Below are 24,049 nucleotides of genomic sequence, written 5' to 3' on the forward strand. Positions count from 1 at the left end.
CATATATATTGAAAAATGTGACATACAAAAAAGACGGCAATGGATTAACAATCGTGTTTATCCATTGCCGTTTTCTAGTTAGTTATGTACTGCACAAATCGCACTGCCATACAATTTTTGCGCATTGCCGATTTGTGTTACCTTACCAGCTGCCATGCCATTGGTATACCCTGCGGCTACTCGCATCTGGCTGGCACTGCCGCCGTCCAGATTGATGGCTACCTTACAACCTAGGTCCTGCATAAGATGAGCTGCGGTGAAAAGATCCATTGGTGCATCGCCATCGGTTACAACCATAAACCCTTCTTTGGCTTTCTGATTGCTATCAGTGGAAATGCCGAGCATAGTGCGCGCATGAGGCGAGCCAGCACTTCTTTCCGTAATTTCATTATTGAAATGACACGTTGCAACATTAAGATTCTTGCCGTTCGCAATACGCATGCCCCGAGAGTACAGCGCAGTGTCAAATACACTCTTTCCATCCGAAACTAGCGGATGCGCTCCCGCAATAATTACATCGCACGCCGGATAAGCCTGCGCCAGTTCATTAGCACCTGCAAACCAACGCAGCAATACGGTACCATCACTTTTGAAACAAATATGAGGAATTCCGCGACCATCTTCCCGTGTTGCGCTGCAGTTCGCTGCCTGCGCAACAGATGTGATCTGTTTACCTGAGCAAAACAGCTTCTTATCGGCATAGAAAATACCATAGAAACCAACGTTGTCCTTCTCACTGAACGTAGCTGCGTTTGTCTTTGCCATAACTTTAGATGCCGATGCGCCAAGGGGATTCATGTTCGCCATTGTCGAAAATCTCTGATTCAGTGCTGCCGGAATAATCTTAGCATTAGACAACTTTACTCGAAAGACCTTGATACCGTCCAGTACAACACCGTTATATTCGTAAGCGATGCTAGATAAGTTGTCACTCTTTAACTTTGCAATCTGTCGATGCGCTATTTTATTGACCTCCTAAAACTTTTTGAACACATGTGTTATATAGCAAAAAGAGCAGCTATTAACTCAAATGTAAACTGATAATTTATTTTTTATTTAGTTGAACTAAAATATCTTTTAGCTTTTGTGGAATCGGCAACCCCAATTCTGTTGTGTTTTCTAAAATCGAAATTCCTTCATTAGACATATAGAAGAAAATAATTGCCGTTTGCAGCATTTGACCTTGTCCAATTGCATAAGCATCGAGCAAATGACCCATGCCCACGAAGGCCATAATCATCATTTTTTTAAAGATACCGCGTGCTCCAACTGCACTGGATACTTCTTTGTTGACTATTGCCAACATAACGCCACTAATGTAGTCAATTGCCATGAATACAATCAATGTATAAAGTGCCGGTGTTCCACCACCCCAAAACCAGCCCAATGCTGCACCTATAACAGATATATAGGTGGTTATCAATCTAATATCCTCCACATTATTCACTCCTGTTCATCAGAATTAGCTTGAAAATATTGTTTTAGTTTGCCTAATGCTCGGCGTTTAACCTGATTAATATGCTGCCGACTGACACCTTGCTTCTTGGCAATAGCCGCACAAGAGTACCCCTTAAAGCAAGCTAAATACACTACTCGAAATTCGGATCTTGTTAAAAGACGCCTTAAATCCTTAAATAGCAACCGATCATAGTTGTCATCTGCTGCCAGTGTTGCATTCAACATAAATTCCTGTTCTTCTCCAAACGAGGAAAAGCAACATTCTTTCTGTCTTTCCTTTGATTTGGAAAGATTAATGTACATATTTCGAACGGCTGTTGCGATATATCCGACATATGCCCCTTCGGTCTGCAAATGTAAATTGCTCCAGTGTGTCGAGTATATAATTTTTAAGAATTCTGCCTGTAGCTCATCATAGGCATCTTCTATATGTAGCAGTCTGGCATATTTCTTTAATAGCGGTTTAAACCGTTTTATTACTTCCAATGTTTCAGCCTCCGAATGATTTGCTGCATGAAGAATCAATTCCTGTAAGTCCACTTGCTTCACACCTTATCTTTGACTTGAGATAACGAGTAAAGACAAATGGTTTCTGCAAATGTAAACAGCAGAATTACTTCATATGATAAATTTCAAAAAAAGTGTGTGTTTTGTCTGGATTATTGCAAAACACACACTTTTAAAATTTCAATTCAGCTAATGCTTATGATAATGCTCTTTAGATAACAACTCTATGCAATGACCTTTCGCTCTGCACAAACGTGCTCGGCTAGCATCATGACTAATACTTAAATATCTGGCAATTTCGGCACAATTCATATTCTGTTCATAGCGAAGATACAAAATTTCCTTATCCGTTTTTGATAGTCCATCCGGCAATACATCAAAAAAAGAAAAGGGATTATCTTCGCAGCCAATGTTTTTCAGCTCTTCCAATGGTATATGTATATATCGTTTCTGCTTTTTCAGCTCATTTAACGCTTGATTAGTTAATACTGTATACAACCACCTATCTAAATTCGGGTGATTTCGGACTTGATCAAATTGTGCTAATAAGATAGTAAATGTTTCATTTGTTAATTCCTCTGCTATAGAAAAGTTATGAATAATATGGACAGCTGTATACAGCAGTCTTTTATAATAATGATAATATATTTGAGAAAATAGTTCTTTATCCTGTTCGGTCATAGACAACCTACCTTATTGTTTGCATACAACATATCGTTTGAGTGAATTTGGTTATGAAATATCGTTTATAACAACGGTTAAAACTATCCATTTATAAACAGTAATTATCGAATATTACTATACGCACAATAATTGTTTTTCGTCTGAAAAGCAATAGCGCGTTCATACTTGGCCATTATTCGTTCCTACTTGGTAGGCTGGTCAGATAAATTTTGCGTTATAATAAAAGAAAGCCGATACCTGCTCTACACGTATCGGCTATAATATATATGTTATTTAATTTCGAAGATCGTCAATTAACGCCATGATGTGAGAAATTTGCGTGGCAGTTAATCCGGTTACATCCAACAACCGTATACCGGTCATAGGTTTTTCTTCGCGCCCTAAGAGGTAATCTGTACTAACCTTGAAGAAATCAGCTATTCTTTCAAGCATATCAACCGAAGGAACGATATTATCGTTTTCCCAATTGCTGATGCTTTGCTTTGTTGTTCCTAGTTTTTCGGCAAGCTGTACCTGATTTATTCCTTGCGTCTGGCGTAAATATTTTATCCGTTCGGGAAACATCATTCGTTCACTTCCTTTGGATAAGATTATGAACGAAGTAAAGGGAAAATATTAAATACCGGTATTGCAATATTTGACTTTATGGAATATACTTTGTCTGTAGCATTGCTTTATGGTATAGTTATTCCACAATTACAAAATGGGAGGAGTCGCAATGCGCATTATTCTATGTGATGATGATATACCATTTACGCAATCTTTTTCTAAACAATTACGGCCTGTTTTTGAAAAATACGGACTTATTCCCGATATTGTCCCTACATATACAGGCATTGATGCTTTACGTGAATTTACTCGAAAACCTACAGACGCATTGTTCTTAGATATTGATATGCCTGAAAAAGATGGATTTTCGGTCGCGGAAGAATTATCGAAAATGCCGGCTAAGCCACTCATTATCTTTTTATCCAGCTTAGAACATCTGGTATATAAATCGTTTGCTTTTCAACCGTTTTGGTTTCTTCGGAAAACGCATTTAGAAGATTTGCCGTTAATAATCGAAAAAATGATACAACTTCTGAACAGTCAAAAAATCTATTACACAATCACAATGAATGGAAGTAATATTAGAATTCCTATCACAGATATTTCTTATTTTGAGAGCGACGGACATTACACAATTGTTCACTACGATAATAAAACCATCCGTTTTAAAGCGCGAATCAGTGATATAGAAACAGATTTATGCAAATACTTTTTCGTTCGGTGTCATGTTGGTTATTTGCTCAATTGCAGATTTATAAAAATCTGCAGCCGGACAAGTGTTATATTGACAACCGAAACAGTTATTCCGGTTAGCCGTGCAAAATCAGATGAAACCCAAACAGTGTTTATGACGTATATGAGGAGTTTGCGACCGTGAATATTTGTTTTGAAATGGCAGTTAATGCTCTGGATGTGTCCCTAATCATAAGTTTTCTAATTCAATATTTCGGATACAAGGCAGCAACACCGGTGAAATACTGGGGGACTGCTCTGATCTGGCTTCTTTCATTTTCTGTTTTAGTATTTTTCTCATGGTCACATCTATACGAAACCTATGCCAGTGCGCTACAGATTTTGATCAATATTCTGTTCTGCTTTACATTATTGCGAGGATCAGCTTTTCAAAAAATGTTTATGTCGGCATTTATCATGGGATTGATGGCGATCATCGCAACATTCACAACGCTTCTAATGGCAAAGCTATCAGGGAACCAAATAACATTTTTGCTCGACCGATTCAGCGGGATTCGCATTACTTCTGTTTTCATAACAAAACTGTTATTTTTTATGATTACGCGTACTATTTTACGCGTAAAAGAGATTGGAAAAATTAAATGGATCGATTTTGTGCCATTGGTCATCATTCCGGCATTATCTATGATTACAATTACTTTGATGATGTATGCTGCCATGCAGGAACCGCATATTCAAATGATTGTTTTTTATGCTGTGTGCATAGTCCTGCTGCTGAACATACTGATTTACTTTTTGTTTGTTCGATTGGGACAAACCAGCAGAATGCGGACGGAAATGGAGCTTCTTGAGCTTCAAAATGAATGTCTGCAGGAAAATGCAAAGGATATTGAGAGTATGTACGAAACAGTGCGTTCTTTGCGCCATGATTTGAAAAATCATTTGCTGTGTATCTCGGCGATGGCCGAAGAACAAGACGTTGATAATATAATCAAATATACAAATCAATTGCTGCAGCGGCAAAATGAAGTGAATAAATTAATTATGTTTTCCGGCAATAAAGTATTGGATGCAATCATCAACAGCAAAAATACTTCTGCAGAACATTTGGGTGTACAGGTGCGTACGATTATCACAACCTCATTGTCTGAGATCCCGCCGGAGGATATTACCATCATTATCGGAAATGCTTTGGATAACGCTATTCGTGCCGCAAAGGACAGTGATGGAAAAGCTGTTGATCTTCATATACAGCCGCAGGGTGCATACGACTCTATTATAGTTTGCAACGATATTGCGAATCCAGTATTATCCGGCAATCCCATGCTGCACACTACTCAACCCATGCAATACCGTCATGGTTTTGGAATAAAAAATATGCGTCATGCAGTAGAACGCAACAATGGTATGATTCGTTTTTATGAGCAGAACAATCGATTCATATGCGATATTTTACTTCTTAATCTGCAAAGTAGGAACGAATAGTTACTAAGTAGGAACAACCTATTGAAATTGAATATTAAAGCAGTTATTTTACTGATAGACCATAACCGTATGTAACGAGGTAAGACACCAATGGGTTTATCTGCTAAAATAACTGCTTTTTTGATTACACAAAATATTGTTCCTGCAAAAGATCGTGAAATATATGAATATGGATTTGATTTACTGATTGCTGATTTTATCAATTTCTCTTTGATCCTGTTGATTGGTCTGCTGCATGGGCAGCTGCTAAAATCCATAATCTACCTCATCATTTTTGTAGGATTGCGCAGCGTATGCGGTGGATATCATGCAAAAACGCATTTGAAATGTCATATATGTACAATTAGCGCATATATCGCATTCCTTTTGCTGCAATATATATTTAAAAACAGTACCGTGGTCATGCTTTGTATAAATTGTATTATGGCCATTCCGATCATCTTATTTGCCCCAATCGCTCACGCAAACAAACCGCTTTCTCCGTCGGTATATCGACGCAATAGGGTTTTATCAATAATAATAACCCTAGGACTGATAATACTGGCAGCTTTGCTGCATTGTTACGGCTGTAAAGAAAGCATTGTAATTTCTCTGACGCTATGGATTGTGTCCTTGTGCATGATCCCGGCTATAAAACCTCATTCATTTCATCTAATTCATTTCAGGAGGAAAAGAACATGAAAAACATCATTTATCAGGTATGCACCAAGCTTGCGGCGTGTGCTTTTCTGGCCGCAGTCGTTTCAGTAGGTACCGCATCGTATAATGGTATGTACCAGCCCAAGCTGCCCGAAGCACTTCAGAAACGATAAGCACGTTACCGACGCAGATATAGCTTAGGGAAATAGAATAGAGGTGATTCAACAGTTCGCTAAAGTTCATGTAATTAAGTTGAGGCAGAACAAAACCCTGCTCGTTCAACAAGATTATACGGATAGTACACTAATACATAGATTTTTAATGAAGGTATGAATGGCTGCTATATTAGCATATCAGCAGCCAGAGAGTAAGCATAAAACTGGACGGATTAAAGTCAAGAAAATGCTGAGCGTAACGCTTGCAGGCTGCATGGCCGCATCTGCTCTGATGATGAGCGCTGGTGCAGCCAATATCCCCAACGCAAAAGATATGTCTGTGAAACAGCTTGCGTATATGGACATCGTACACGCGCCTGCTGCATTAAAGGATGATATTCTTTCTGCGCGTGAAAAAATTATCTATGGTAATCAGGCGTGGGCTGTAGATGGCGCTTTATCTATCATTCGAAAGGACGGTTCTGTTGAGGAACTGCCGGAATTTACTGATCTGTATCCCGGCTGGGAAATCCCTGAACACAAACCTGCAATCGTGACATCGGACGCAGCTAACTACAGTGGACGTTCTACGATTGGACATACCGGTAATGTTTATCTGACACGAGCCAGCAGCACCGTAAATAGCAAATCCTTCTACAGTTTTACCGGTGATGACCGTGAAGTTGGTACATATGCAATTACGTTACCCGGAACTTCGTATAACCTCGGTTTTTACGATGAGAACTCCTATCGCGATAAGGGATGGATTCCTTCGCTTTCTAAGGGCGAAGGTGGTAAAATCACTTCTCAGGAGGGTGTACGCTATTCTGTCCACGCCAGCGTCCCGTCTACGTCGGCAATTGGCTATGCACGTATGAAGGTTGTTACACCTGCATCAGACGGAAACATTAATTTCTGGGATGTTGAAGATCGTTAAATTATTAATAGCTCAATAAAAATTGCGATTCTGATCAGGCGCTAACAGCATGGAGAAAAGAAGCTGAGGAATTATCCTCAGCTTCTTCTTTTTTCAAATACCTAAATTTTTTACAGTATTAAATTTTCAACCGCAGAAACCTCTACCGGATTCTGCGGTTTCATTATGACAAGCTACATCTTATATCTCAATATATATCTTAAAATTTTTTTGGCGATTCTACATTGTGTATATTAAATCTACCAACTGTCAACCGAAATTTGATATGCTATAAATAAAGATGATCCCTATTTAGTTTACTGGTAATCTGGTATAACAACGAACAAGGAGTATTCCTCTATGAATAATATTCTCCCTGAAAATATAAAAAGACTTCGTATGGAGAAAAATTTAACGCAAAAAGAACTTGCATATAAGCTCGGTATCGCAGGTGCCACAATTTCGGCTTATGAAAGCGGTACACGAGTTCCAAGCATCACTATTCTATGCAAAATGGCAGCCTTTTTTTCAACTTCGGTGGATTATATAATTGGATACATACCGCCTAATGATAAAAGGATTATGCATACTTTGGAGGATGAAATGATTTCTTTGGTTCATGAAACATTCTCAAATTATTGGACTCGCTGTAACCATTACTTTTGAATTTACTAGCCAATTATAGTCCACGTCATTGATTCGCAGCGCATAGGTTTGAAAATAAATGCGCTGCGTTAATACTTTATCATTCTGTTCGAGTACATCTAATCGAGGTGCATTCGAACAGGCGGATAATCGACCTGTACTTGTACCTTGACAATATATAACTCGGGTGTGCTCCGTGAAAGCAGGCACCGGAAAGCTGCAACCCGTTACGTGAATGAGAAGATCAGCAGCGACCATCGGCGGCTTGAATACCGATGGAACTATATTTTTTAGACGGAAGGAGGTGTTTCAATGAACCCTGATGCTTTTGACAGTTATCCCGAAATGCTGAACGCCGAACAGCTTGCGAAAATGCTCGGCATTTCCCGTGCAGGCGCATATCAGCTGCTGAACTGCGACTCCTTTCCTACACTCCATATCGGCAAGCGTAAAATCGCGCCGAAAAGCAAGGTGCTGGAGTGGATCGACCAGATGACCAGTCATTGACTCATGTACCGTTTTTACAACATTAAGGAAAATTGTTAAATTTTCTGCTGGGCTATGAACGTATATCGTCCTATGTTATACTGTAAATACGAAGTGCATTCATGTGCCAGCAGAAAGGAGTTCTTATTTATGGCACGCACAAAAAACTGCCGCAGTGCGTCCGGCAGCGGCAATATCCGCAAGCGGCCAAACGGAACGTGGGAGGGCCGCTATACCGCCGGAACAGACGAGCGAACGGGAAAATCTATCCGGCGCTCGGTTTACGGCAAAACGCAGAAAGAAGTCCGCGAACGTCTGCGTCAGATTACAAACGATATTGACACCGGCTCTTATGTCGCCCCATGCTCCATGAAATACAGTGAATGGATCGACATATGGCTCAGCGAATACCTGACCGGACGTTCCCCCTTGACCATCAGCCAGTACAAAAGCTATGCACACAATCATATTGTGCCGGTACTGGGCAATCACAGACTGGACGAGCTTTCCCTTGCGCAGATACAGAAGTTCATCAATTCGCTTGCACAGGAAAGTTTGTCCGCCAAGACCGTAAAGAATATTTACGGCATCATGCACCGCTGTTTGCAGCAGGCCGTAACGCTCGGCTATCTGCGGCATAATCCATCGGAGCATTGCAGTCTGCCGCGCAGTCTGGACCCGGGCATTACCCCGCTGGAAACGCCCGAGATCATGCTGCTCATTCGCAGATTACAGGAGCTCAACCACCCCGATGCCAATCTTATTCTGGTAACACTGTTTACCGGAATGAGGCAGAGCGAGGTGATCGGATTGAGCTGGCCCGATGTAGATTTTCGGAAAGGCATCATCTTTGTCCGGCGGCAGCTTGTCAAGCTCCCCGAAAAAGGACAAGGCTACATATTTTCCTCACCGAAAAGCAGAAAGTCGCGCATCATCAAACCAGCCCCAACCGTAATGCGGATTCTTGATCGTCAGCGTGAACAGCAGAAGCATTGGGCGCAGACCGCCGGCAGTGCATGGGACAATCCCGAAAATCTGGTGTTCACCAACGAGGTCGGACGGCATCTTGCTCATGTCACCGTTTACAAGCGGTTCAAGGATATTGTCCGTGAGCTTGGTTTTCCGGAGTGCCGTTTTCACGATCTCCGGCATACCTTCGCAACCGTTTCGCTGGAAAACGGCGACAGCATCAAGACCGTACAGGCCAATCTCGGACACGCTACCGCATCGTTCACCATGGCAAAATATGCTCATGTCAGTGAGGCGATGCGTATGGAAAGCTCAGTCCAAATGGACCGGTTTATTCACAATGTGTCTGACCTGTGACAACCTGTTTGGGGTACGCTAAGGGGTACGCAAAAATCAAGCATTCAAAAAAGTTAGTAATTTTCTCTGCAAAATAAAAAACAGCACCTTTCATCACTGAAAAGTGCTGTCGTTTGGCGGAGAAGGTGGGATTCGAACCCACGTGGCGTGTTACCGCCAACTCGATTTCGAGTCGAGCTCGTTATGACCACTTCGATACTTCTCCGTAGCGCACCCGTTTCACAGGTGCTTAATTATTATATCATCCTGCGCGCGGATTGACAAGAGTTTTTTTGCAAAAGCAGAATTTATTTTTTCTCGCGCGGTTTCTTCCGTGTCCGGTCCGGCGCCCAGCCGTCCAGCGGATAGCGCTGCATCGCGCCGAAAATCCGCTCCCGCAGACCCGGCATGGTCGTTTCCAGATTTTTTAGAAGCTCCTTGATCTCCTGCCGCTTGGTATTGCCGTCGGCAGGGCAGGGGTTGTGCACGATCGGCAGCTCATGACGCTTTGCGAACGAGCGGACAAAATACTCCGGCACGTAAAGCAGCGGACGGATGAGCGTGATGTCGGCGCGGTCGAGGTAGGTCACGGGCTGGAAGCACGAGATGCGGCCCTCATAGAACAGCGAGAGCATATACGTCTCGACCACATCATCGAAATGGTGGCCAAGGGCGACCTTGTTGCAGCCTGCGGCCTTCGCGGCGTCGTGAAGCGCGCCGCGGCGCATCTTCGCGCACAGCGCACAGGGGTTTTCCTCGTGGCGGATGTCGAAAATGATCGGCCCGATCTGGGTGGGAACGCGGATATACTCTACGCCGAGACGGTCGCAGAGCGCCTGCACAGGCGAAAAATCCATTTCGTCGTAGCCCATTTCGAGCGTGATCGCGACGACCTCGAACTTTTCGGGATAGAAACGGCTGAGCTGCGTCAGCGCGACGAGCAGGGCGAGCGAGTCCTTGCCGCCCGAAACGCCGACCGCTACGCGGTCGCCTTCCTTTATCATATTGTAATGGTCCACCGCGCGGCGGACATAAGAGAGCATTTTCTGCATGGCGTGTCCTCTTTTTCGCATGTTATCCTTATCTTATACTATATATATACCAGATTTGACGCGGTGACGCAAATGCAAAAAGTGAATTGAGAAGTGAGAAAACAAGAGCATGAAAGAGAAAGAATGAGAATGAAAGAGATTGCACTGGATTTGAGATATTTTTTGAAAATAATACTTGACTTGCGCATTTAGATATGTTTTAATAGATATGCTCGTTGAGGGCGGTAAATTAGTTGTCAAAATAATTTTTGATAGATATAAACGGAGGAAGAAAACATGTCTACTTTTATGGCTAAGGCAGAGACTGTCGAGCGTAAGTGGTACGTGCTGGATGCAGCTGGCAAGCCGCTGGGCCGCACTGCTGCTACCGCGGCAATGCTCCTGCGCGGCAAGCACAAGACCACCTTTACCCCGCACGTTGACTGCGGCGATTTCGTTATCATCGTAAACGCTGACAAGGCAGTTCTGACCGGCAAGAAGCTCACCCAGAAGTACTACCGTCATCACACCGGCTGGGTCGGCGGTCTGAAGGAAGTTCAGTACAAGACCCTCATGACCGAGAAGCCGGAGTTCGCTATGCAGCTCGCAGTTAAGGGCATGCTGCCGAAGAACTCCATCGGCCGTCAGTCCGCAACCCGTCTGAAGGTATTCGCAGGCGAGAACCACAATCATCAGGCTCAGAAGCCCGAGAACTGGGAAAAGTAAGGGAGGAACTAACTGATGTATACACCTAAGAAGGCTTATTTCTATGGCACCGGCAGAAGAAAGTCCTCTGTTGCCCGCGTTCGTCTTTTCCCGGGCGGCACCGGTGAGATCAAGATCAACAACCGTACCATCGACAACTACTTCGGTCTCGAGACCCTGAAGATGGTTTGCCGTCAGCCGTTCGAAGTAACCGGCACCGAGGGCAAGTTCGATGTAGAGTGCACTGTTTCCGGCGGCGGTTTCACCGGCCAGGCAGGCGCTATCCGTCACGGCATCGCTCGTGCACTGCTTCAGGCTGATTCCGATCAGTACCGCGCAGCTCTGAAGGCTGCCGGCTTCCTGACTCGTGATCCGCGTATGAAGGAGCGTAAGAAATACGGCCTGAAGGCTGCACGTCGTGCACCGCAGTTCAGCAAGCGATAATCTACAGCTTAATAATGCTAAAAAAGCCCGGAAATACGCCATTTTCCGGGCTTTTTCTATGCCTAAAATCACTTGATTCCGATGGTAAAATTTGAGGAAATTTGACTTCAAATTAGCCCATTTTGATGGGTTTACCATGGGTTTACGGCCTATTTTTGAGCCTAATGGGTGGGAAAATGGGTTTACAGAAGGCCATTTTGGAGGGGAAATTAGCCCCATATCCTTGACAGACTTTCGGTAAAAATCCGGCTGAAATGGAATGAAAAACAGTGTCAGGATCGTTTGGCGAGTTCTGACGAATTCTGCAAAAAAATAATATTAGGTATCCTGTTACATAGAGCCTTGGCTCATTCTTTGAAAACGAGAATGGGTCGAGGCTCTATTTTTTCGCCCGAAATCCGGCGAGACAAATTTGAGTAGGAGGTAACAGGTATGACGGATTTCAATCAGAAGACCCATGACACCGATGCGGGCAGTCATGGCGGACAGTCGAGGCAGATGAAGGCGATGTTTACCGACTGATTGTTCACAGCAAGCTGCCATTGGCAGAACGATTTGAACACTGGGTGTTTGATGAAGTTCTCCCGTTCATCCGAAAGCATGGTGTGTATATGAGCGATTCCATTTTGGATCAGGTGATTCAGCATCCGGAGGTCATCTACACCCTGGCACAGGAGCTTGTAGCCGAGAGGGAGCAGCTTGAAGGTATCCGCAAACAGCTGGATGCGGCACAGCCCAAGGCAGACTACTTCGACACCTTTGTAAATTCGGAGGATTGCACCTGCATCCGGAATTTCTGTAAGGAAATCGGAATCCCGGAGAAAACGGCAGTGGCTCTCTTACTGGATCACCGCTATCTGTACCGCAGTCCAAGCGGCTGGCTGATGCCTTTTGCAGACAAATCTGCGAGGGGCTATTTTATTGTCCGGGATTGCTACGGCAGAAGCGGAAAACTGGTGCAGCAGACGAGAGTGACCTGCAAGGGAAAGAATCATCTCTTCAAGTTGTTTAAGAAATAGGGGGTGATCGAATGACGCTTTTTACAGAGGGACGCCTTCAGGCGTTTGAACGCATGATGCAGGATACCGGTAAATACCATCGCCGGGAGGACAGCGAAGATCGTCCGCGCAAATGTCCGAAGAAAAAAGCGGAGCCTGCGAAAAAGGATGGTGAGCACCATGCCGGTATTCAGGGTTGAGAAAAACAGCAATTACACAACGATGTGCCATTACCACCTGCGGGATCAGGGTCTTAGCCTGAAAGGAAAAGAACTTCTCTCTATGCTGCTCAGTTTGCCGGACACATGGAACTATTCGGTACGGGGACTATCTTCGATTACGCCGGACGGCGTAGATGGAGTGCTTACGGCTCTGAAAGAGCTGGAGCGTCTTGGGTATCTGGAAAGGAACCAGCAGCGTGAGAGCAACGGTCGGATGGGCAGAGCGGAGTATGTGATTTATGAGATGCCAAGGAAAAAGCCGTGTTCGGAATCACCGTGTACGGAAAAGCCGTATGCGGTAAATCCGGATACGGACACACCGGTTACGGAAAATCCCGCGCAATTAAGTACTAATAGAACAAGTACTGAAACAATCAATAAAAGAGAGAAGAAGGAAATCCAGCACCGGTATGGCTCATACGAAAATGTCCTTCTCTCTGACACGGAATACGGCAAGCTCCGGCAGGAGTTCCCAGGAGATTATCAGATGCGGGTGGAACGGGTCTCTGAGTATATGGCCTCCACCGGCAGGAGCTACAAAAATCACCTTGCCACAATCCGGAGTTGGGCGAAGAGAGAAAAACCGAAGTATAACCCGGCAGACTACACATTTGAGGAAGGAGACAGCCTATGAGCGACATGGTGCCTGAGGTTTTGAATGCGGCGTTGGATTCGCTCTTTACGCCGAAAGAACCCGGAGAGCAGGAATACCAAGGCGAGGACGGACTGCTGTATTGCCGGAAATGCCACACGCCGGTGCAGTGCAGGGTAAAGCTCTGGGGCAGAGACAAGATTGTTCCCTGCCTTTGCAGATGCCAGCAGGAAGCGATGGCGGAAAAGAAACGCTAGGATGAGCTGATGGAGCGGCAGCGTAAAATCAGGCAGCTGAAAGCAACGGGGATTCAGGAAAAGCATCTTCTGGAATGGAATTTTACCGTTGCAGAAGATAATAAGGATATCCAGATGGTAAAACGCTATGTGGAGCAGTGGAAAAAGGTCAAGGCTGAAAACCTTGGCCTTTTGTTATGGGGAGATGTCGGAACTGGAAAGTCCTTTGTGGCGGCATGTATTGCCAATGCGCTGATGGAGCAGACCGTGGAGAGCATCAAGCAGATTGGTGTAGTATCACCGCTGATTGCCCGACCTGACCCGGAAGGCGGGTACGAAATCCTTTCGGGACACCGCAGGCTTCATGCGGCACAGCTGGCAGGTTTGGAGACCGTGCCGGTCATCGTCAAGGAAATGGACGATGATGCGGCAATCATCTTTATGGTGGACAGCAACTTGCAGCGAGAGAATATCCTTCCCAGTGAGAGAGCATTTTCCTACAAGATGAAGTTGGACGCGATGAAGCATCAGGGAACAAGAAACGACCTTGAAACAACTTCCCGACAAGTTGTCGGGAAGTTAGAAGCTGCGGATACCATCGGAGAGCAAACAGGTGAAAGCGGACGACAGGTTCAGCGGTTTATCCGCCTTACCAATCTGATTCCTGAAATTCTGGACATGGTGGATGAGAAGAAAATCGCCTTCAATCCGGCGGTAGAGCTGTCTTATCTGAAACCATCTGAACAGAAGGAATTTCTGGAGGCAATGGACTATGAACAGGCATCTCCATCCCTGTCGCAGGCACAGCGGCTGAAAAAGCTCTCGCAGGAGGGCGGCTGTACCTTGGATGCCATGTGTGAAGTGATGAATGAAATCAAAAAGGATGAGCTTGACCATGTTACGATTAAAAACGAGGTTCTTCGGAAGTATTTCCCGAAATCCTATACGCCGAAGCAGATGCAGGACACGATTATCCGGCTGCTGGAAAAGTGGCAGCGAAGTAAACAACGAGATATGGAACGATAAGAAGGAGATTTTTATGATGATGAACTTTAAGAAGAATCAGAACAACGCAGTGTGCAGCATGGATTGCAAGAACTGCCCGAACGGTGCATCGCAGCCGAATCCGATGGATGATCCCATGTTTGAGAAGTCCATTTGAGGATGAAGTGGCCATTATTCTGAATGAATCCGGCAAAATCAATGGTCTGCTGCTGAACCGCGCAATTTATACCGAAGACGGGGATATGCAGGACATTTATGCCGGTGATTTTCTGGTGGTAGGGCTGACAGAGGATGACTTTGGTTCTCTGACTTCGGAGCAGATGCGGAAATTTGAGGAGCAGTTCCATCAGCCCCAGATGTTCGTTCGCATGGGGCGCAGCATCATGGCGATTCCGGTTCCGGATGACATGGTGAAGAAAATGGAGGAAAAGGCTGCAAAGCCCTAGGAAAAGAGTAAACCGGCACCGGACCGGGACAGTTTGTAAGGAAGGAGGCAGAGATTCATGCAGGAAGAAGTTGAAAATCGTACCGTCAATCTGGCAATCAGTACCACGAAACTGACCTTTCGCACCATCGTGAATGGCTATAATACGTGGAAACGGCACCATCAGGCGAAGGTAGCTCAGAAAACTGCACAGCTGCAGGTTGGAAAGCAAAGTATCAAAGAACTGATCGGTCAGAATCAGGGAGTCAGCAGTATCCCCATTGAGAAAACGGATTTGAAAGGCTTTGAACAGGTGGCGCGAAAATATGGCGTGGATTATGCCATTACGAAAGACCAAAATGTGATGCCACCCAAGTACACGGTGTTCTTTAAGGCGAAAGATGCGGATGCACTGACTTCCGCTTTTGAGAAATTCACCAACCGCAAGCTGAAAGCAAAGGAAAAACCGAGTGTTCTGGAGCAGCTTAACAAGCTCAAAGAGCTGGTCGCTGCAATTCTGCCGGATAAGGTTCGTCACAAAAGTCAGGAGCGTGATCTATGAGTAATAAGACAAAGAAGCTGCTGATCCTGAACCTGCCGTACTTCATTGCCGGTCTTATATGTACCAATCTGGGAGAAGCGTGGAGAATTGCCGAGGGCGCAGATATGTCTGAAAAGCTCCTCGGCTTTCTTTCTGCCCTGGGTGCAGCTTTTTCCAATCCGATGCCAAGTCTGCATCCGATGGATTTGCTGATTGGTGTGTGCTGCGGAGCAGGTCTGCGGCTTGCTGTGTACCTGAAAGGCAAAAATGCCAAGAAATATCGCCATGGCATCGAGTACGGTTCTGCTCGTTGGGGTACGCAGAAAGACATCGAGCCGTATGAAGATCCGGTGTTTGCAAACAATGTGATTCTGACCCGGACGGAGCGGCTGATGATGGGCAATCGCCCGAAGAATCCGGCAAATGCCAGAAACAAAAATGTGCTGGTGGTGGGCAGTTCCGGCAGCGGCAAGACAAGATTTTGGTTGAAACCCAACCTTTTACAATGCCACAGCTCCTACGTGGTCACTGACCCGAAAGGTTACACTATAAGAGGATAGAAAAAAGGAGCGTTTCACAAACGAAGATTTCTTGAAGAAGGGAGGTCAAAACCGCGGCTAAGAAAGATGGGCAGCGAGCCCAGCAAAGAGGAAGTCAAAGATGATCTTCTGAGCATTATTTCGGAGCTGTCTACGATTGCGAAGAAAATCTAATCGTGCTCTGAGTTTGGAAATGACAAAATAGAGATACTATACCATTGCAAAAAAGAAGTGGGCACGATATAATATGGATAAGAAGGCAAAAGTCACCGCAATGGTGTGAAAATAGATTTTGGCTTTTTCCATAAGGAGTAGATCGAGAGGCGTTATCCTCAGTGGCTGAAAATACAGATGTGTGATGCTTGCAGCAAGCTATTTATATAAGCCGAAAGGCCGCAGAAATGCGGCTTTTCCTAAATACATGAGTTAGCCGAACCTAACCTGTCGATGCGCGCGTGCTGGTTAGAAAAATCTAACTATAAAAGGAGAGACAGCAATGCGAGAACACAAGAATTTCTGGGACAGAAATGCAGGCCTGTATGACTGCTTTATGCGAAAAGACAGGGCAGTATACGAGAAAATGTATGAGCTGATCCGTCCGGTCGTGAAAGACAAAACAGTGCTGGAGGCGGCTGCCGGAACGGGACTGATCGCCAAGCACATCGTAAAAGCAGCGGCACACATCGAGGCGACGGATGCCTCTCCGGAAATGATTACAGAGGCCAAACGGGGGAATTACTCTGCGAAGCTGCGTTTTTCCGTGCAGGATATGTTTTCTCTGCCATACGCGAGCAAATCATTCGATGTGGTAATCGTATCAAACGCACTGCACATTGTGCCTCAGCCAGAAAAATCACTGCGAGAGATCAAACGGGTGCTGAAGGATGACGGTGTGCTGATCGCGCCTACCTTTACGCACGCAGAAAACTCATTTCCCGGCAAGGTCAAAGCCTTTTTCATGAATCTGGCAGGCTTTCCTCTCCACAGCAAGTGGACGAGTGAAGAATACCTAAAATTTCTGCAACAGAATGATTGGACAGTGCGAAAAAGTGTTGTTCTAAAGGCCTCTTTTCCGCTGACCTATACGGAATGTGTGAAATCGGAGGTGTGATATGTCCTTCTTTGAAAACACCCGCAAGCCCGCAGGCTTTAGCGGGAAGATCATGGTTGCTATGATGAACTTTGGGCACAGCGCAATGGCAGCGTGGGGATTGCATTTTTTACAGCCTGCCCCGGATGCTATGGTGCTGGACTGCGGCTGCGGCGGTGGGGCGAACATCAAAACGCTGCTGAAGCTGTGTCCCAAGGGCAAGGTGCAGGGCATCGACTATTCGGCAGTCAGTGTAGAAAAAGCGCGAAAGGTCAATGCAGGTGCCATTGCAGCAGGGCAGTGTACTGTGCAGCAGGCAAGTGTAGCAGAGTTGCCGTTTGAAGCGGAGCAGTTTGATGTAGTGACCGCATTTGAAACGGTCTATTTCTGGCCGGAGCTTGCGCAAAATTTCAGAGAGGTCTATCGGGTGCTGAAGCCCGGGGGGACTTTTTTCATCTGTAACGAAGCAAACGGCGAAACAGCAAAAGACGACAAATGGACGCGAATCATTAACGGTATGACCATCTATACGGATGCTGATCTGAAAGTGTATCTGGAGCAAGCAGGCTTTGACAGGGTTCAGAGTCACAAAAATAAAAAGGGCTGGCTGTGCGTCACAGCACAGAAATGAGGTGCGATCATGTCGAAAAAAGCAACGGAGTTTCAAAGAAAAGCAATGAGCAGGATGTACCGGGGCAAGGAGGTCTTTAAGCCTTTGAACACCGGCTGGATCGATGAAAATGTCGCTTGTGTGCGAGAGTGGGTGGCAAATATCTTCTTCTACCGCAAGGGCGATACCACCATTATGATTGATGCCGGATACAACTATGACCGTCTGGCGGAGAAAATGAGCTGGCTCGGTATCGACCCGCATTCTATCCGGCACATCCTCATCACTCATCAGGACACCGACCATGTAGGTGCGGTGGAGGCGGACAGTCCGGGACTGTTTCGGGATGCTGCGCTGTATATTGGCGAGATCGAGAACCGCTATCTGACCGGCGAGGTGCGCCGCAGGGTCATTTACCACCTTTACAAGCTGCCGCAGGTGACGATCAACAATGAAAAAGTGCTGCTGCACGACGATGAGGTCATCGACATCGACGGGATCAGAATCGAGTGCTTTCTCGTTCCCGGTCATACATGGGGGCACATGGTATACCTTGTGGACGGGAAATATCTCTTTACCGGCGATACTATCTGGTTCGGCGCGGACGGCGGCTACAGCTTTATTTCTGCGCTGGCAGAGGATAACAAGCTGGCAGTGAAGTCTCTGGCACTGCTGGAGAGAAAGCTGAAAAAACGCGGACTGCATCCGCTGTTTATTACCGGCCACACCGGCTGGACGGACAACATGGAGTTTGCCTTTGCGCACAAAAATGAGCTGTGCTCGCCTTTCAAAAAAAGAGCCCACGACCCCAATGCGCTTTACGATGCCTATGATGAATCTGACGATACCGAAGAAAAAGCAAAGAGCGGGTACTTGAAAGGCGTGGGAAGATGAAGGACAGCGAATTACAAATTGACTGTAGCTGTCATGTGCTATACTCCAAAACCTGCAAGAAGGAGATACAGTCGAAAATCGCCCTGCATTACCCGGAAGCGGAGCGGGAGATGATATGGGAAAAGGTGCAGCGGCAGTATGTAGATTTCCTTTTGGACTGGCGCAAAGATCTGGGCGGGAAACGGAACTTTCACAACGGCGCAGGCGGCACCTATGACTGCATCGCTATCATGAGCTACTATGCAGTCTGCAAACCGGTTACATCCTTCCGTGAGATCGAGGAAATTGAAGAAAATCTGATCCTGCCGTCCTTCCGCAAACTGAAATTCGTGAACTGTAATAAGCCGTTCTGGAAAAAACTGATGCACATGGCGTTCCTACGGGCAAAAGCGGGCTGTGACAAGTGGCACGATTATGAAATGACGGTGGCGCCTTACGAAAAGAACAAGCCGATCTATTATGAATTTACCGCCTGTCCTGCAGCGGAATTTGCTATCAGAAACGGCCTTACAGAGATCATGCCCGCCCTGTGCAATGTGGATTTTGCAGCGATGGAGCTGCTTCACGCAAGGCTGGTGCGGATGACCACCTGCGCGAATGGCTGTAAGTGCGACTGCACCATCTGCGGCGATCAGGCCCCATACGGAAGGGAGCATCCCGAATACCGGGACGAAAACGGGTACAGGAGGAACAGGGAATGCTCTTACAGGTGATTCTGGAAGGGCCTTGGGTTGGGAGTTCTGCTGGTTCTGATCTGCGCTGCGGGCATCCGTAAGGGGGCTGTTGGGATGGTGCATCTTTACAGCCCGGCGGTGCAGCAGCGGTGCGTAAAACTGGGGCTTACAAGCCCGGAACGTATCCGACGCAACAGCCTGCTGTTCAAAGCCGTCTGCATCCCCGGCTATATCAGCTATGTGCTGGTCTGTGTCTATGGGATAAACGGTGCGCGCAGCTTTGCGGCGGGCTTCTGGCAGCTGCTTGTCATCTTGTCCGTTATGAACTTCATTGACCGCTTTTTGATCGATGGTTACTGGGTGGGGCACACGAACGCATGGACGATCCCCGGAACAGAGGATCTGAAGCCCTACATTACTGCCAAAAACAAGCAGAATAAGTGGCTATTCGGCACGGTGGGCATGGCAGTCATAGCGGCAGTGCTGGCGGCAATGATGACTATTTTTACTCACTGAGGAAGGAACCTATGAAATACAAAATCGAGAAAAACACCGTGCAGGAGACGTTGATCCTCCCGCTTTATTCCCGGAAGCTGTGCACAGAGCTGTATCCAAACCTTTATCGGGACGAAACAACGGTTCGGCTGCTCGACCAAATCGACTATGACTTTTCAGAGGCAGAGAAAAATTCCCGCAGCCTGATGCAGCGTTTCGGTGCGCTGGAGGTCGCCATGCGGCAGAATGACCTTGCTTTTGAAGTGCAGGCGTACCTGAAAAATCACCCCTGTGCGGCAGTGGTCAATTTGGGCTGTGGGCTGGACAACACCGGCAAAGCCTGCGACAACGGCAGCTGTAAAATCTACAATCTGGACTTCCTGGATGTGATCGCCTTGCGGCAGCAGCTGCTGCCCGCCGGGGAGCGGGAGCAAAACATCCCCTGCGACCTGAAAGATCCCGCATGGTTTGACAAGATCGATGCCTCCGGCGGGGCGGTGTTCTTTGCCTCCGGGGTGTTCTATTACTTCCTGACGGAGCAGGTTCGGGAACTGGTGCAGGGGATGGCGGACGCTTTCTCCGGCGGAGTGCTGGTCTTTGATGCTGCCAACCGTACGGCGGTGAAGATGATCGCCAAAACGTGGCTCAGGACGGCGAAAATCAAGGATGTGGGGGCGTATTTCGCGGTTTCGGACGCGGAAAGGGAGCTTTCTCCATGGGACAGCCGTTTGCAGGTATCCAGCAGGGGCTATATGATGGGCTACAACGACCTGAAAGACCCTTCCGTCAGCGGCTTTTTCCGATTTCTCGCCAAGGTCGGAGACAACGGGATGAAAATGCAGATCGTGAAGATCGGATTTGGAGGCAAGCTATGAAAATTCTGGTATATGGTGCAGGCGTTCTGGGATGCAATCTGGCAAGAAATCTGCTGCGCGCCGGAAAGGATGTCACCCTGCTTGCGCGAGGAAACTGGGCTGCGGAGATCAAGCAGAATGGCCTGCGGATCAAGGACAAATTTTCGCTCCGCACCTCGGTCAGCCGCATTCCGATGGTGACTGAACTTGCACCGGATGCAATGTACGATGTGATCTTTGTGGTCCTGCGCTATACACAGCTGGATTCCGCTCTGGACACGCTGCGGGCGAATCGGACGAAAAACATCGTATTTGTGGGCAACAACGTACAGACAAAAACATTGGCGGCGGCGCTGTCGGAAAAGAACGTCCTGTTTGCCTTTGCGCTTTCTGCGGGGCATCGGGAGGCTGACCGGGTGGTCTCCATCGACCTGAAGAAGATCACCATCGGGCAGCTGACGGGTGCAATCTCCAATAAACAGTTGATCGGGCGCATCTTCCACGGCACAAAATATAAGGTTGTTTACGAGCCGAACATGGAGGATTATCTGCTCTGCCATGCCGCGTTTGTGATGCCTGCGGCCTTCGCCTGCTATAAGACAGACGGCGACCTGAAAAAGATCAGGGGAGATACCGCGTACCTGAACCGTGTGCTGGATGCCAACATCGAGGGATACCGCGCCATCCGAGATGCCGGGCACACCATTCTGCCCAAGGAGGATGCAGACTTTGAAGGGGAGAAATACCGCAAGACCTGCCTGCGCTTTTTCAAGCTGATGTGTGTCACCTCGCTGGGCAAGCTCTGCGCCTCCGACCACGCAATGAACGCCATCGATGAAATGAGTGCGCTGAACCGGGATCTTAAGAAATTTTTCGATGCGAACGGCGCAGCCTACCCGGTATGGCAGGCACTGGAAGCGGAAGCCGGGAGGTATCTGCAATGAAATACGCTGGAATGCCCTTTGGAATGTGGGCACTGTTTGCCGGTTCCTTTCAAAAGCAGCTGACCGCGATGCTGGGCTATGATACAGACACTGCAAAAGCCACACAAAGATTCAAAACTGCGTGTGGGATGTCCGACGATTTATCTTGCTCACTAACTTGGTCACTGACTAAGTTTTCTGACTAACAGTTTACAGAAAACAGAATAGAATCGTCTTCGATGCCTCGTTGGGAAACCAACGGGGTATTTTTTGCGCTGAATCAGACGATACATAGCACGGGAAAGGTTAGCTATGCGCGTTTTCATATGCTTTTTGGATTCCCTCCGGCAAGTGGTCGGGAATCAGTGCCTTTAGTCTGTCCTCGCTGCCGTCTTGGATTGCCTGCTCATAATACCAGCACTTGAATTTCAGCATATCCAGTGCCCGGTTCATGTGCGCAATCTCTGCTTCCATGTGGGCTTTCCGCTCCTCAAACATAGCCTTGCGCTGTGGATAGGTGGACGGACCCTCAGCACACCAATCCATGAACTGCCGGATGTCCTTGATCTCCATGCCGGCCTTTTTCAGACATTCAATGACCCGGAGTGCTTCAATCTCCGTGTCACCGAATTTGCGGATGCCGGATACCCGTTCCATGTTCGGAAACAGCCCCTGCTTATCATAATAGCGCAGCGTGGAGATAGGCAATCCGAACATCTCCGATACTTCTCCGATGGTATACATAAAAATATCTCCTTGAATTTTGAAAAAAGTCTTGACCTAAAGTTAGGTTTAAGTGCTAACATGAGTATATCACAAAGAAAGGACAAGCACAAGGAGTGATTTGTATATGAAAAAGATATTGGTAGCATATTTTTCTGCCAGTGGAGAAACCGCAAAGCTGGCGAAAACCATTGCAGGCGATGTTGGCGGTGATTTGTTTGAAATTGTACCGACGGTGCCGTATACCGCTGCTGACCTTGACTGGATGGACAAAGGCAGCCGCAGCACTGTGGAAATGAACGATGACAACAGCCGCCCTGCCATTGCAGGCAAGGTTGCGGATATGGCACAGTATGACACTGTGTTTGTGGGATTTCCCATCTGGTGGTATCAAGCGCCGCGCATCATCGAAACGTTTCTGGAAAGCTATGACTTTGCCGGAAAAACCATGATCCCCTTTGCTACCTCCGGCAGCAGCGGCATGGGCAAAACAGACAGTATTCTCAAGGCTGTGTGCTCTGCGGCAACATGGCTGCCCGGTAAGCGTATGCAAAGCGGCGAAAGCGCAGCTGCCGTGGAGAAATGGGTCAGCACACTGAAAATTTGATAGGAGGAACGGAACATGGCAGTCAAACAAACGGCAGGCAGAGAGGCTCTGGGGGAATTTGCTCCCAAATTTGCGGAATTGAATGATGATGTGCTGTTCGGGCAGGTGTGGAGCAGGGAAGACAAGCTTTCCCTGCGGGACCGCAGCATTGTAACAGTGGTGGCGCTGATGGCGCAGGGACTGACGGATTCGTCTTTTCAATACCATCTGACAACTGCAAAGAACAACGGTGTGACGAAAACGGAAATTGCGGAGATCCTGACTCATGCGGCATTTTATGCAGGCTGGCCCAAGGCGTGGGCGGCCTTCCGTATGGCAAAGGAGGTATGGGCAGAGGACGATGCTGCCGACGCAAAAGCCAAGCATCAGAATGAAATGGTCTTTCCCATCGGCGCACCCAATGATGCCTTTGCGAAATATTTTATCGGGCAAAGCTATCTCGCACCTCTTTCTACGCAGCAGGTCGGCATTTACAATGTGACCTTTGAACCCGGTTGCCGTAACAACTGGCACATTCATCATGCGAAAAACGGCGGCGGACAGATTCTCGTCTGCGTAGCCGGGCATGGTTACTATCAGGAATGGGGCAAACCGGCACGGGAGCTGCGCCCCGGCGATGTGGTAAATATCCCTGTAGGGGTCAAGCACTGGCACGGTGCTGCGCCGGATAGCTGGTTCTCTCATCTGGCGGTAGAGGTTCCGGGGGATGAAACCTCCAATGAATGGTTGGAAGCCGTGGACAACACAGTATATTTTAAGGCAACAGGCAAGTCCAATGGTACGAAGTCAAGTAGATGATGCAAAAAAAATTTGAAGAAAAACAGTGCAACTACACCGTACCGGCCGTAAAAAGGCAACACCTACCCAAGCCCTGCCTCTTCCAATTTTGAAACAGGGCCTGTTCATCAGAGCGGCAGGCGG

General features: G+C 47.0%; 35 protein-coding genes, 1 tRNA gene and 1 pseudogene. 29 read left to right on the forward strand and 8 right to left on the reverse strand.

What is annotated here, in order from left to right; genetic code table 11:
• Positions 1 to 78: 78 nt before the first annotated feature.
• The 5 genes from H8S02_RS01635 to H8S02_RS01655 all read right to left on the reverse strand — a co-directional run bounded on the left by H8S02_RS01635 (position 79) and on the right by H8S02_RS01655 (position 3,216).
• Positions 79 to 807, reverse strand: a complete 729-nt coding sequence (locus H8S02_RS01635; RefSeq protein ID WP_186968940.1) for a phosphodiester glycosidase family protein — start codon at positions 805 to 807, stop codon at positions 79 to 81.
• A gap of 238 nt (positions 808 to 1,045) precedes the next feature.
• On the reverse strand, positions 1,046 to 1,438 hold the full coding sequence (locus H8S02_RS01640; protein WP_186968941.1) for a phage holin family protein: 393 nt from the start codon (positions 1,436 to 1,438) through the stop codon (positions 1,046 to 1,048).
• Between the two features lie 5 nt (positions 1,439 to 1,443).
• On the reverse strand, positions 1,444 to 1,998 hold the full coding sequence (locus H8S02_RS01645) for a sigma-70 family RNA polymerase sigma factor (RefSeq protein ID WP_186968942.1): 555 nt from the start codon (positions 1,996 to 1,998) through the stop codon (positions 1,444 to 1,446).
• 156 nt (positions 1,999 to 2,154) lie between these two features.
• On the reverse strand, positions 2,155 to 2,646 hold the full coding sequence (locus tag H8S02_RS01650; RefSeq protein WP_186968943.1) for an RNA polymerase sigma factor: 492 nt from the start codon (positions 2,644 to 2,646) through the stop codon (positions 2,155 to 2,157).
• Positions 2,647 to 2,922: 276 nt separating this feature from the next.
• Complete coding sequence (locus H8S02_RS01655; RefSeq protein ID WP_243166356.1) at positions 2,923 to 3,216, reverse strand: helix-turn-helix domain-containing protein; 294 nt, start codon at positions 3,214 to 3,216, stop codon at positions 2,923 to 2,925.
• Positions 3,217 to 3,367: 151 nt separating this feature from the next.
• Here H8S02_RS01655 and H8S02_RS01660 point away from each other — a divergent pair, with 151 nt between their 5' ends.
• The 8 genes from H8S02_RS01660 (at position 3,368) to H8S02_RS01695 (ending at position 9,543) form a co-directional block, all read left to right on the forward strand.
• Entirely contained in the window at positions 3,368 to 4,075 is a 708-nt protein-coding gene (locus tag H8S02_RS01660) for a LytR/AlgR family response regulator transcription factor (RefSeq protein WP_186968944.1), read from the forward strand.
• Positions 4,072 to 5,376: a sensor histidine kinase gene (locus H8S02_RS12750; protein ID WP_186968945.1), complete on the forward strand. Its 1,305-nt coding sequence runs from the start codon at positions 4,072 to 4,074 to the stop codon at positions 5,374 to 5,376. The genes H8S02_RS01660 and H8S02_RS12750 overlap by 4 nt, the downstream gene beginning before the upstream one ends.
• A gap of 90 nt (positions 5,377 to 5,466) precedes the next feature.
• Positions 5,467 to 6,057, forward strand: coding sequence for an accessory gene regulator B family protein (locus H8S02_RS01670; RefSeq protein WP_186968946.1), 591 nt, complete (start codon positions 5,467 to 5,469; stop codon positions 6,055 to 6,057).
• Entirely contained in the window at positions 6,054 to 6,188 is a 135-nt protein-coding gene (locus H8S02_RS01675; protein ID WP_186968947.1) for a cyclic lactone autoinducer peptide, read from the forward strand. Before H8S02_RS01670 ends, H8S02_RS01675 begins: the two co-directional genes overlap by 4 nt.
• Positions 6,189 to 6,348: 160 nt before the next feature.
• The gene (locus tag H8S02_RS01680) at positions 6,349 to 7,107 is read left to right on the forward strand and encodes a hypothetical protein (protein WP_207722040.1); all 759 of its coding nucleotides are present in this window, start codon (positions 6,349 to 6,351) and stop codon (positions 7,105 to 7,107) included.
• 339 nt (positions 7,108 to 7,446) lie between these two features.
• Positions 7,447 to 7,752, forward strand: a complete 306-nt coding sequence (locus H8S02_RS01685; RefSeq protein WP_186968949.1) for a helix-turn-helix transcriptional regulator — start codon at positions 7,447 to 7,449, stop codon at positions 7,750 to 7,752.
• Positions 7,753 to 8,043: 291 nt separating this feature from the next.
• Entirely contained in the window at positions 8,044 to 8,238 is a 195-nt protein-coding gene (locus tag H8S02_RS01690) for a helix-turn-helix transcriptional regulator (RefSeq protein WP_118686766.1), read from the forward strand.
• 129 nt (positions 8,239 to 8,367) lie between these two features.
• On the forward strand, positions 8,368 to 9,543 hold the full coding sequence (locus H8S02_RS01695; RefSeq protein ID WP_186968950.1) for a tyrosine-type recombinase/integrase: 1,176 nt from the start codon (positions 8,368 to 8,370) through the stop codon (positions 9,541 to 9,543).
• A gap of 114 nt (positions 9,544 to 9,657) precedes the next feature.
• Here the strand turns inward: H8S02_RS01695 and H8S02_RS01700 are convergent.
• Positions 9,658 to 9,748, reverse strand: a tRNA-Ser gene (locus tag H8S02_RS01700).
• An 82-nt stretch (positions 9,749 to 9,830) separates the two neighbouring features.
• On the reverse strand, positions 9,831 to 10,574 hold the full coding sequence (locus tag H8S02_RS01705) for a tRNA 2-thiocytidine biosynthesis TtcA family protein (protein WP_186968951.1): 744 nt from the start codon (positions 10,572 to 10,574) through the stop codon (positions 9,831 to 9,833).
• A gap of 276 nt (positions 10,575 to 10,850) precedes the next feature.
• Here H8S02_RS01705 and rplM point away from each other — a divergent pair, with 276 nt between their 5' ends.
• From rplM to H8S02_RS01795, 19 genes and pseudogenes are all read left to right on the forward strand, one after another.
• The gene (gene rplM, locus H8S02_RS01710) at positions 10,851 to 11,279 is read left to right on the forward strand and encodes a 50S ribosomal protein L13 (RefSeq protein WP_118686769.1); all 429 of its coding nucleotides are present in this window, start codon (positions 10,851 to 10,853) and stop codon (positions 11,277 to 11,279) included.
• A gap of 15 nt (positions 11,280 to 11,294) precedes the next feature.
• Positions 11,295 to 11,702, forward strand: coding sequence for a 30S ribosomal protein S9 (gene rpsI / locus H8S02_RS01715; RefSeq protein ID WP_118686770.1), 408 nt, complete (start codon positions 11,295 to 11,297; stop codon positions 11,700 to 11,702).
• Positions 11,703 to 12,244: 542 nt separating this feature from the next.
• Entirely contained in the window at positions 12,245 to 12,721 is a 477-nt protein-coding gene (locus H8S02_RS01720; protein WP_243166357.1) for a phage antirepressor KilAC domain-containing protein, read from the forward strand.
• An 11-nt stretch (positions 12,722 to 12,732) separates the two neighbouring features.
• Positions 12,733 to 12,900, forward strand: coding sequence for a hypothetical protein (locus H8S02_RS01725; RefSeq protein WP_009532276.1), 168 nt, complete (start codon positions 12,733 to 12,735; stop codon positions 12,898 to 12,900).
• Positions 12,869 to 13,555: a helix-turn-helix domain-containing protein gene (locus H8S02_RS01730; RefSeq protein ID WP_407926389.1), complete on the forward strand. Its 687-nt coding sequence runs from the start codon at positions 12,869 to 12,871 to the stop codon at positions 13,553 to 13,555. The genes H8S02_RS01725 and H8S02_RS01730 overlap by 32 nt, the downstream gene beginning before the upstream one ends.
• Positions 13,552 to 13,770: a P-loop NTPase family protein gene (locus H8S02_RS01735; protein WP_186968983.1), complete on the forward strand. Its 219-nt coding sequence runs from the start codon at positions 13,552 to 13,554 to the stop codon at positions 13,768 to 13,770. Before H8S02_RS01730 ends, H8S02_RS01735 begins: the two co-directional genes overlap by 4 nt.
• A 9-nt stretch (positions 13,771 to 13,779) precedes the next feature.
• Positions 13,780 to 14,775 carry a ParB/RepB/Spo0J family partition protein gene (locus H8S02_RS01740; protein WP_243166358.1) on the forward strand — a complete coding sequence of 332 codons (996 nt, stop codon included), beginning with the start codon at positions 13,780 to 13,782 and terminating at the stop codon, positions 14,773 to 14,775.
• 13 nt (positions 14,776 to 14,788) lie between these two features.
• Positions 14,789 to 14,911, forward strand: coding sequence for a hypothetical protein (locus H8S02_RS12650; protein ID WP_272884524.1), 123 nt, complete (start codon positions 14,789 to 14,791; stop codon positions 14,909 to 14,911).
• Positions 14,895 to 15,200 carry a DUF3846 domain-containing protein gene (locus H8S02_RS01745; RefSeq protein WP_243166359.1) on the forward strand — a complete coding sequence of 102 codons (306 nt, stop codon included), beginning with the start codon at positions 14,895 to 14,897 and terminating at the stop codon, positions 15,198 to 15,200. The genes H8S02_RS12650 and H8S02_RS01745 overlap by 17 nt, the downstream gene beginning before the upstream one ends.
• A gap of 57 nt (positions 15,201 to 15,257) precedes the next feature.
• Positions 15,258 to 15,740 (forward strand): PcfB family protein, encoded by a 483-nt coding sequence (locus H8S02_RS01750; RefSeq protein WP_186968952.1) that lies wholly within the window; start codon positions 15,258 to 15,260, stop codon positions 15,738 to 15,740.
• Positions 15,737 to 16,261: pseudogene (locus tag H8S02_RS01755) on the forward strand (type IV secretory system conjugative DNA transfer family protein); the annotation flags it as partial. The gene H8S02_RS01750 and the pseudogene H8S02_RS01755, both read left to right, overlap by 4 nt.
• Before the next feature lie 493 nt (positions 16,262 to 16,754).
• Positions 16,755 to 17,369 (forward strand): class I SAM-dependent methyltransferase, encoded by a 615-nt coding sequence (locus tag H8S02_RS01760; RefSeq protein WP_186968953.1) that lies wholly within the window; start codon positions 16,755 to 16,757, stop codon positions 17,367 to 17,369.
• Position 17,370: 1 nt separating this feature from the next.
• The gene (locus tag H8S02_RS01765; RefSeq protein WP_186968954.1) at positions 17,371 to 17,979 is read left to right on the forward strand and encodes a class I SAM-dependent methyltransferase; all 609 of its coding nucleotides are present in this window, start codon (positions 17,371 to 17,373) and stop codon (positions 17,977 to 17,979) included.
• A gap of 9 nt (positions 17,980 to 17,988) precedes the next feature.
• A complete protein-coding gene (locus tag H8S02_RS01770; RefSeq protein ID WP_186968955.1) occupies positions 17,989 to 18,852 on the forward strand; it encodes an MBL fold metallo-hydrolase in 864 nt (287 codons plus the stop codon).
• Positions 18,853 to 18,887: 35 nt separating this feature from the next.
• A complete protein-coding gene (locus H8S02_RS01775; protein ID WP_330601913.1) occupies positions 18,888 to 19,565 on the forward strand; it encodes an L-2-amino-thiazoline-4-carboxylic acid hydrolase in 678 nt (225 codons plus the stop codon).
• Positions 19,566 to 19,640: 75 nt separating this feature from the next.
• Positions 19,641 to 20,042 carry a hypothetical protein gene (locus H8S02_RS01780; protein ID WP_186968982.1) on the forward strand — a complete coding sequence of 134 codons (402 nt, stop codon included), beginning with the start codon at positions 19,641 to 19,643 and terminating at the stop codon, positions 20,040 to 20,042.
• Positions 20,043 to 20,053: 11 nt separating this feature from the next.
• Positions 20,054 to 20,896, forward strand: a complete 843-nt coding sequence (locus H8S02_RS01785) for a class I SAM-dependent methyltransferase (RefSeq protein ID WP_186968957.1) — start codon at positions 20,054 to 20,056, stop codon at positions 20,894 to 20,896.
• Positions 20,893 to 21,819: a ketopantoate reductase family protein gene (locus H8S02_RS01790; RefSeq protein ID WP_186968958.1), complete on the forward strand. Its 927-nt coding sequence runs from the start codon at positions 20,893 to 20,895 to the stop codon at positions 21,817 to 21,819. Before H8S02_RS01785 ends, H8S02_RS01790 begins: the two co-directional genes overlap by 4 nt.
• Positions 21,816 to 22,004 (forward strand): hypothetical protein, encoded by a 189-nt coding sequence (locus tag H8S02_RS01795; RefSeq protein ID WP_186968984.1) that lies wholly within the window; start codon positions 21,816 to 21,818, stop codon positions 22,002 to 22,004. Before H8S02_RS01790 ends, H8S02_RS01795 begins: the two co-directional genes overlap by 4 nt.
• A 100-nt stretch (positions 22,005 to 22,104) precedes the next feature.
• On the opposite strand, the gene H8S02_RS01800 is transcribed toward H8S02_RS01795, so the two are convergent.
• Entirely contained in the window at positions 22,105 to 22,542 is a 438-nt protein-coding gene (locus H8S02_RS01800; RefSeq protein ID WP_186968959.1) for a MerR family transcriptional regulator, read from the reverse strand.
• A 106-nt stretch (positions 22,543 to 22,648) separates the two neighbouring features.
• Here H8S02_RS01800 and H8S02_RS01805 point away from each other — a divergent pair, with 106 nt between their 5' ends.
• Both H8S02_RS01805 and H8S02_RS01810 read left to right on the forward strand, forming a co-directional pair.
• Positions 22,649 to 23,128: a flavodoxin gene (locus H8S02_RS01805; RefSeq protein ID WP_186968960.1), complete on the forward strand. Its 480-nt coding sequence runs from the start codon at positions 22,649 to 22,651 to the stop codon at positions 23,126 to 23,128.
• Between the two features lie 15 nt (positions 23,129 to 23,143).
• Entirely contained in the window at positions 23,144 to 23,926 is a 783-nt protein-coding gene (locus H8S02_RS01810; protein WP_186968961.1) for a carboxymuconolactone decarboxylase family protein, read from the forward strand.
• The last annotated feature ends 123 nt before the right edge of the window (positions 23,927 to 24,049 follow it).

The organism is Agathobaculum hominis (assembly GCF_014288055.1).
GTDB lineage: Bacteria > Bacillota > Clostridia > Oscillospirales > Butyricicoccaceae > Agathobaculum > Agathobaculum hominis.